We start from the raw sequence: 7343 nt of genomic DNA, 5'->3' as shown, positions 1-7343 counted from the left end.
GTTGAAGGATTGGCGGCCTGTGGCAACCCGCTACGACAGGTGCCCAAAGGTCTTCCTGTCAGCAATCGCCCTCGCAGCACTCGTTATCTATTGGCTATGAGGCCTGAACCTGGCGGTTCGACAAAACACGCTAGAATATCAGCAATATAGTCAAGTTCATTCGGAATTTAGATCATCTACCGACCACATATATTCCATTAACTAAATGATTAAATGGTCTAGGCTTCCCATTGGATGAATCGAAATTATAGGAGAAGAACGTGCGATACGTTGCAAAAGGTATTTTGATTTGTTGCGCTGTCGCGTTTGTCGCAGTGTTTGCAGCTTGGTTTTTCCTGTCTTCTGCGTTTTTTTCCTCGGTCAGAACTACTTTCGTCGAAAATCTGATCTCTAAGAAACTTGGCCAGGAGGTTAGTATTGAAGATGAAGTGCGTCTGGGTATTGGTCGGCAGTTGCGGGTGTCAGCGGCAGGGCTGGAACTACCCGGTTCTCGGAATGCTGGTGTGAACCTTGCGGCAATCGATGAGATTGAGTTTGAAGTTTCCGCACGCGACCTCTGGAACAGTAAAATCTCACTGAGTGGTCTTTCGCTCTCGGGTGTTCACTTGAACCTGATCACGGACAAAGATGGCATCGGAAACTGGCAGTCTATTTCCCAAACGGAAACTGAAGTCGGGAAACCTACAAAATCCCCGACACCGCTGTTGGCGGGAATTCTAACGGACCGCAAAATTGATCTGACTGATATCGCCATTCTTTACAAAAACAATTTAAACGGACTTGAGTTGGACCTGCAGCTTCCTGAGCTGCTCTTAAAGCGTGATACGGAAACTGATGTTGCGACGGCAGTCGGGGCCGGTTCGCTGAACGGAGAGAGGTTTGATCTGAACGCGACATTCCCCACGGAAGACCCGTTTCGGTTGGCGGTGAACTTCGAACAGACTTCGATTGTCGCCGAGGAAGTCCCTCAAGAGAACGGTCTGCAAGTGGCAACGACCGTAGAGATTGCCGAACTTGGCCAGCTTCTCGATATCCTGAAGCTGAGCCGCGTTTTGGAAGGCACAGGGAGTATTGGCGCAACGTTTACATCAGTCGACGGCGTAGCACGGATTGATGACCTATCTGTATTGGCGGAATTAGATGGCGGGCAAAGCCTTTCGCTGACGGGGCAGATCGGAGAATTGGGGAACCCGGAAGACGTATCGCTGACAACCCGAATTAGGTTGTACCCAGAAGATGCGGAACCAGCCCCAGCCGCCTCGCGATATGATCTTAAACTTATCGCAGTCGATATGGTTATCGACAGCGTACCCGGTCGGGTGCCGCAGCGAAATATGGTCATTAAGACCAACGGTTTCACGTTGGACACGTCCGGCGAAGGCCCGCCCCCGATTAAGTTCTCCGAGCTTTCCAGAACACCAGAAGGCGCCTTAAAAGTCGGAAACATCAACCTTAGAATTGGGAACCCTGCCAATCCATTTATCATTTTGAACGGTTCGGTCGATGACGCTCTTCAGTTGCAAGGCATATCAGCAGAAGGCCTAATGGACATACCGGCAAGCAGTTTGATCTCGCCAGAATTGTTGGGCCCAGACGACCAGCTTGGCAGGTTCTCCGGTGACTTCCTTTTGAACGGCGACATTAATCAGCTTTCGCTGTCGAATTTGGATGGAAAGACAAGCGATACGGACGTCTGGAAACTTGAGGTGCATGGCACTGTCAAGAATGTACTCAAATTCAAGGATCTGGATTTGGCAATTGATGTCGCAGTCCCATCCGGAGCGGACCTTTTGGAAGCCCTGTCGCTTGAACGCGTCGAAACCGGACAGGCACGCCTTGAAATCAACCTCGTTAGCGAAGGCACCGATTGGAACGCGAGTGCCAATGTTGAGGTCGCCGACTCTATTTTGCAGATTTTGGCCGATCTAGATGATGCAACAAGTGACCCGGTGCTGCAGGGTTCCATTGAGAGTGACCTGATAAAGATAGATCAGATCCGAACTATCGTTCAGGCTGCCGCACAATTGCGGAAACTAGGCGGCCCAGAGCTGGAAGAGAAAGAAACTAAGAAAGAAGAGGAGGGCGACCAAGGTGCGTTAAGAGATGTAACGCTTAAACCTATCGGGCGCTCAATTCTCTTGTCTGGTATGGATATGGATGTCGACGTTGACCTTCGTCACATCGAAGGAGCCAAGGGCATCAGCAGTTTGCAGAGCGAACTGACGCTCAACGAAAATGAGCTCAAGGCCGGACCTTTGAAGTTTGAATATGGAGGTGCTCATTTCGACGTCAGCGGGCAGATGGATCTTTCGAACGACACGCATCTACTCACGTTGACCGGCAAAGCGGGCGGTTGGCAGCTGGATGATATTCTTCACAACCTGAACTTCAAAAAAGGTGCGAGCGGTACGATCTATGCAGATTTTTCGGTGACCGGAGGAACCGATTCACCGAAGCATTTTGCAAACAGCATGAACGGCAATGCCACAGTTTCAATGCGTGATGGCTCGATCGAGACCCAGCTTTTGGATCTGGCAGGGCTAGGGGTGCTACCTTGGGTGTTTACCAAAGAGAAACAAAAGGTAGCTCCAATCGTATGCTTGCGTGCGCCGATTAGTATCTCAAATGGGAGTATTTCGACGAAACAAACCACATTGGAGACAGACCAGGTCCAAGTTGTCGTCTTTGGCGGTGTTGATGTGGCGGGCAAGGTTTTGGACCTAAATCTGCAGCCCCGTAAGATTGGCGAACCTCTGTCGAAGAGCCCCTGGCCCGTGACCTTGAAGGGCCCGCTAGCCAAACCGAAGATTAAAGTCAAAGACGGTCCGAAACGACTGAAACGATCGGATGGTGCAGACAAAATGCCGGAACAAAGAAAGCTATGCGTTCCGGATATATTGCAACTGCGGTAGTTGGGGAGGCGATCAGTTGAAGTCAAGTCTAGGGTTCAGAAAGGCAGACTTTGCTTCCGAAGAGCAATTTCTGCTTTGGGCTCGGTGCAGACATTCAGTTAATTACGCCCAATGTCTGCAATGCGGACATAGCTGCCGTCCACTTAGCACAAGGCAATGACCGCTCGCAGTCCAAAGAGGGCACCAAAATGTACTGCGCTAAGTAGGCTCGCGCACAAAACGCAAAGCTGGACTCAGGCAATTTCTTTGAAATCACAATTGATTTTGCAGCGAATGGCTCGGCAAAAACGCAAAAGATCCAGTGTCAAATTTTGATTCAGCTGCTTTTCTCAATAGTGTTGGAAAGCAGAAAATTATTGATCGCAAGTCGCCAATCATAAGGGTCAAGGTTGCAGAATGAAACTCTCGTATCTCCTTCACGGTCACGTAACCCATCAACTTTATTGGCGATCACATTGCGCTTCGCGGCAAGCGCTTCGTCCAGCACAAGTCCGTAAGCCTCCCAACGCGACGGAATCGCAACAATATCGACGGCTTGATAGGCCTCTGCAGGGTCCTCGGCGTGGCCCCGAAATTCTATGCGCGGGTCACCCTCTGCCAGTGTCTCAAGGTATAAACGCTGACTGCCTTCGCCAAAGATCAACAAACGCGCGCCCGGCGTTCGGGTTAACCGAAAGCCTTGGATCAGGATGTCGAAGCCTTTCTGCTGCTCGAGCCGCCCGATAGCGCCAATTGTGGTCTTTGACTTGGGAGGCATCGTGTTGCGTGACAAGCGCTCAAGATCAACGGTCGGAGGAATGACAGCCAGTTTTTCCGAAGCAGCCAGGCGTCGTTCCTTCATCCAGTCCGACTGCGCATGGCTGACGGCGACCACCTGATCAAAGAAGGAATAGATCACACGCAGCATCGCAAAAAACCGACGTTTATAAGGGACATTAAGGGTGGTGAATGCCCGGGTGTAACTGTGTTCGACATGGACCAGTCGAGTGTCCAGGTGCATTGCGCGAAGCGCCGAGAATGCGGGTAGGCTTCTCCAGCTTGGTACGACGTGGGACACGATGACATCCGCATTCAGTTTGCCCCAAGAAAATGCTGTCCGTTTGACTTTCAACACCTTTTGCTCGAACGCGCCGGACAGATCTGATTGCGCCAAAAGATGGTCGAGCATCCGCATCACGCCACCCGCTGTGGTGTCGTCTACCAGGTGTAGGATCTTTTTCTGTTCCATGATGACCCCTCTCTCAGATCGATTGCAGTTTGGATTTCATTTGTCCCAGCCGGGTGATCGGGCCGGGTCCAAACGTTTTCAACACAAGGGCTGCGGCGAAAGTGCTGAACGTTTTCACAGGTTCCTCAAACACCGGGCGGAGGCTTTCCTGGACGCTGCGCGCAAACAACTCCCAAGCTGTGTCCTGATCGAGGTTGGTGATGGCCCGCCGCGCCAGATAGCGCAGCTGATAAGCACGGGCCGAGGGTTCGTGCCGGGCAAAGAATTCAGGGTTCAGCGGGCGCAGCTTCGCGACCATCCGCTCCCACGCCTCCAACTGGCGATCCAAAGCCGCCGAAAGCCCGCCTGCGTTGATCCGGTAGTGGGTTAGAAGCCCCGGAACACCTTCGATCTGCCAATCGGTCTTCAACATCAACCGCATCCAGCATTCGATATCTTCGGACTGGCGGAATGTCTCATCGAAGACCCAATCCCGCTGGGTTTCAAAGCTCGGGCGGTAGGCCAGAGCCTCCAGCACCGTCTTTCGAATAACGGCCGCCGATCCATTGCCGATTGGGTTGCGGTTCAGAGCATGTGCTGCGGTCACATCCTTCAGGCGGGGTGCTTGTTTGATCCCCATCATGCACCCCGCCTCGTCGATCAAGGCACTGCCAGAGTAACTAACCCCCACATCCGGTTCGGCCTTGAGATGGTGAATATGAGCCGCCAGCTTTTCGGGCATCCACAGATCGTCGGCGTCGCAAAAGCCGATGAACGTACCCCGCGCGGCAGCGATGCCGGTATTTCTGGCCCCCGCCAGCCCGCGATTGGCTTGCCCGACAAGTCGTACGCGCGGGTCGCATTGGTGCGTGCGGGCAATCCCGGCGGTCGCGTCCTGCGATCCGTCATCGACGATGATGATTTCGAAATCGTCATAGGTTTGCGCCTGCAGTGAGGCGAGCGTTTCGGCCAAGGTTGCTTCGGCGTTGTAGGCGGGTACAACGATGGATGCTGTGGGCATGGTGATCTCCTTCAGAATTCTTAAGAAAACAACGCGCTTTTGATCGCTTGCGGCAGGATCGGGGCCAGCGCGGCCCCTGCGGCGGTAGGCAGTCCTCGGCGCAGGGGCAGCAGAAAACTGCGCGCATGAAGGCTCAAGCCTTTGCGTGTGTAAGACAGCGCCTGACCCTGATGCCCTAACCGCAACGCCCGGCGGGCGAGATAGCGAAGATAGACGGCCTCGGACGACCGCGACGGGAACACGCCATATGATGCGGCTGTTTTGACCGCGTAGGCCCGCCCAGCGCGCATGGCGGCCAAATCCGAGGACAAGCCCCGGGCGCTGGTGCGATACCAGACCTGAAATTGATCCACCCCTTTGATGGTGAACCCTTCGCCTGCGAGGCGGATCAACAGCTCCAAGTCTTCGTTATGCACCGTTCTCGCGTCCAACCCGCCAACGGCGTTAAAGACCTCGCGACGGATTGAAAGGTTGGACATGGTGCAGACCGGGTTCTCAGCCAACAGGTCCTGAATGGTCAGTGGTGCGTTAGGAACCCTCGAGCATGTCTGAGAATCTTCGAGCTGATCGGCGAAGAACCTGATCTGCCCAAAAACCGCATCCGTCGAAGAGGATTGGAAGGATTCGTTCAGCTGCGCCAGCTTGTCCTTGTGCCACAGATCGTCTGCATCGCAGAACGCCAGCATGTCTCCCTTGGCCAGTTCGGCCCCATAGTTGCGGGCGGCACTTGGGCCATCGAAGGGGCTGCTTGCGATCCGGATACGGTGGTCTTGGGCAATGTGATTCAGCACAATGGACAGGCACGCCTTCGAGGGACGATCGCCGACGCAGATCGCCTCCCATTCCGTGAAGCTTTGCGCGCGAATGCTGGTCAACGTGTCAGCAATTGTGTCCGCATCGGTGTGAAACGGCACGATGATGGTAAAGCGGGTCATTGGAAGCCGAACCTCTCTGTTGTCTTTTGATCCCGAGGCAGCAGAACCCAAGAGGCGATCAACATGAGGGCAGCACTGGTCATCAGATATCCCATCGCCAGCGGCATCAGCCCGAACGGCGCCATGATCGCGGTGTTGAGGATCAAAGCGAATGCAAGGGCCGTGCTGACTCGTAGCTCGGTGATCGCGCGGTTCTCGGACCGCAGCCAGCCGGCCACGGCGGACCAGATGACGCTGGGCAATGCGGCAAGGCACAAGACCGAGACCACCGGTGAAATCTGCTGCCACTCAGCACCCAGCAGCAGCGGCACATAGATCGGCGCAAAGGTGGCTTGCAGCAAAACCAGCGGGCTCAGAACCAGGAGGGACGTGCCGAGCCCGTGACGCAACGCCTTGGTTTTGTCCGAGGCTGCGCAGAGATGTGGGAAAAGAACGACTGAAAAGGCCTGCGTGAACGATGTCGCCAGGCCGAGCCCAGCATTGAAAGCCATAAAGTAGATGCCAAGGCTCTCGGCCCCCAGCATCGCGCCGACGACAAGCTTGTCGGCCTGCAGACGCAGAACTTTGACGATCTCGACCCCCAGAACGGCCCAGCCGAACCCAACAAAGGGGCGAAGGGCGGCAAATCCTTGTTTGGTTTCCGACGCCCAAGGGCGGAGGCGGCGCATTAGGACCAGCCAGATCGGAGCAGCCAGCAAGCGGGGCAGCACCAAAGCCAGCGGCGCGGCCCAGAGCAGCGCCAGTAGCGCCGCCATGACATTCGCACCAACCACCTGCCCTCCGGCAATGGCGGCGGTCTGCTGCAGCTTGCCCTCACGCATCGCAAGCGCGGCCTGTACTAGACCGGCGGGCATGAACAGGTACTCTCCCGCCAGAATGGCGAGCAGCAGCGCCAGGGTTTCGTGCCCTATCGCATAGAGGAACGCAGCGATAGCCAGTTGCAGCAAGAACAGCGCCCCGCACCAGACCCAGAAGATGCAATACGCGGTGTTGCAGCGTTGTTCCAACTCGGCCTGCGGGGCTTGGATGATCCTCTGCCCCACGCCGTTCTCGGTCAGCGCCTTGAGGATATCCCCCGCGGCAAGGGCAGCAGCAGCCAGACCGATTGCCTCGGGGCTGAGGCTACGGGCAACGACGACAACGACCACAAGACGCGAGGCTTTTGCGGCCACTTCGGACACCGCGTAGGCCAGCAAGTGCCGCAAAAAACCGGAATGTGCCAATCGCTGAGTCATGTCGCCAAATGTCCAAAAAACAGTGTTGGGATC

General features: G+C 55.2%; 5 protein-coding genes and 1 pseudogene. 2 read left to right on the top strand and 4 right to left on the bottom strand.

Features of this window, described 5'->3' with window-relative positions:
* Together ACR0NO_RS20400 and ACR0NO_RS20395 are read left to right on the top strand one after the other, a co-directional pair.
* Positions 1–100: pseudogene (locus ACR0NO_RS20400) on the top strand (IS5/IS1182 family transposase); the annotation flags it as partial.
* 160 nt (positions 101–260) lie between these two features.
* Positions 261–2912, top strand: a complete 2652-nt coding sequence (locus ACR0NO_RS20395) for an AsmA family protein (RefSeq protein WP_480725348.1) — start codon at positions 261–263, stop codon at positions 2910–2912.
* A 316-nt stretch (positions 2913–3228) separates the two neighbouring features.
* Here ACR0NO_RS20395 and ACR0NO_RS20390 read toward each other — a convergent pair whose 3' ends face one another.
* From ACR0NO_RS20390 to ACR0NO_RS20375, 4 genes are read right to left on the bottom strand one after another with little or no spacing between them, the layout of a single operon-like run.
* Positions 3229–4140 carry a glycosyltransferase family 4 protein gene (locus ACR0NO_RS20390; protein WP_480725346.1) on the bottom strand — a complete coding sequence of 304 codons (912 nt, stop codon included), beginning with the start codon at positions 4138–4140 and terminating at the stop codon, positions 3229–3231.
* Positions 4141–4153: 13 nt separating this feature from the next.
* Positions 4154–5140: a glycosyltransferase family 2 protein gene (locus ACR0NO_RS20385; RefSeq protein ID WP_480725344.1), complete on the bottom strand. Its 987-nt coding sequence runs from the start codon at positions 5138–5140 to the stop codon at positions 4154–4156.
* 20 nt (positions 5141–5160) lie between these two features.
* Positions 5161–6075, bottom strand: a complete 915-nt coding sequence (locus ACR0NO_RS20380; RefSeq protein WP_480725342.1) for a glycosyltransferase family 2 protein — start codon at positions 6073–6075, stop codon at positions 5161–5163.
* Entirely contained in the window at positions 6072–7310 is a 1239-nt protein-coding gene (locus ACR0NO_RS20375; protein WP_480725340.1) for an oligosaccharide flippase family protein, read from the bottom strand. Before ACR0NO_RS20375 ends, ACR0NO_RS20380 begins: the two co-directional genes overlap by 4 nt.
* Positions 7311–7343: the final 33 nt, after the last annotated feature.

Source organism: Ruegeria sp. CL3 (genome assembly GCF_056536505.1).
The sequence above is the reverse complement of the archived record's forward strand: the minus strand, read 5'-3'. Positions and strand labels throughout refer to the sequence as shown.

Bases quoted from the DNA above. Each gene is read 5' to 3' on its own strand.
- ACR0NO_RS20385 (WP_480725344.1), bottom strand. From the start codon at position 5,140: ATGCCCACAGCATCCATCGTTGTACCCGCCTACAACGCCGAAGCAACC.
- ACR0NO_RS20375 (WP_480725340.1), bottom strand. From the start codon at position 7,310: ATGACTCAGCGATTGGCACATTCCGGTTTTTTGCGGCACTTGCTGGCC.
- ACR0NO_RS20390 (WP_480725346.1), bottom strand. From the start codon at position 4,140: ATGGAACAGAAAAAGATCCTACACCTGGTAGACGACACCACAGCGGGT.
- ACR0NO_RS20380 (WP_480725342.1), bottom strand. From the start codon at position 6,075: ATGACCCGCTTTACCATCATCGTGCCGTTTCACACCGATGCGGACACA.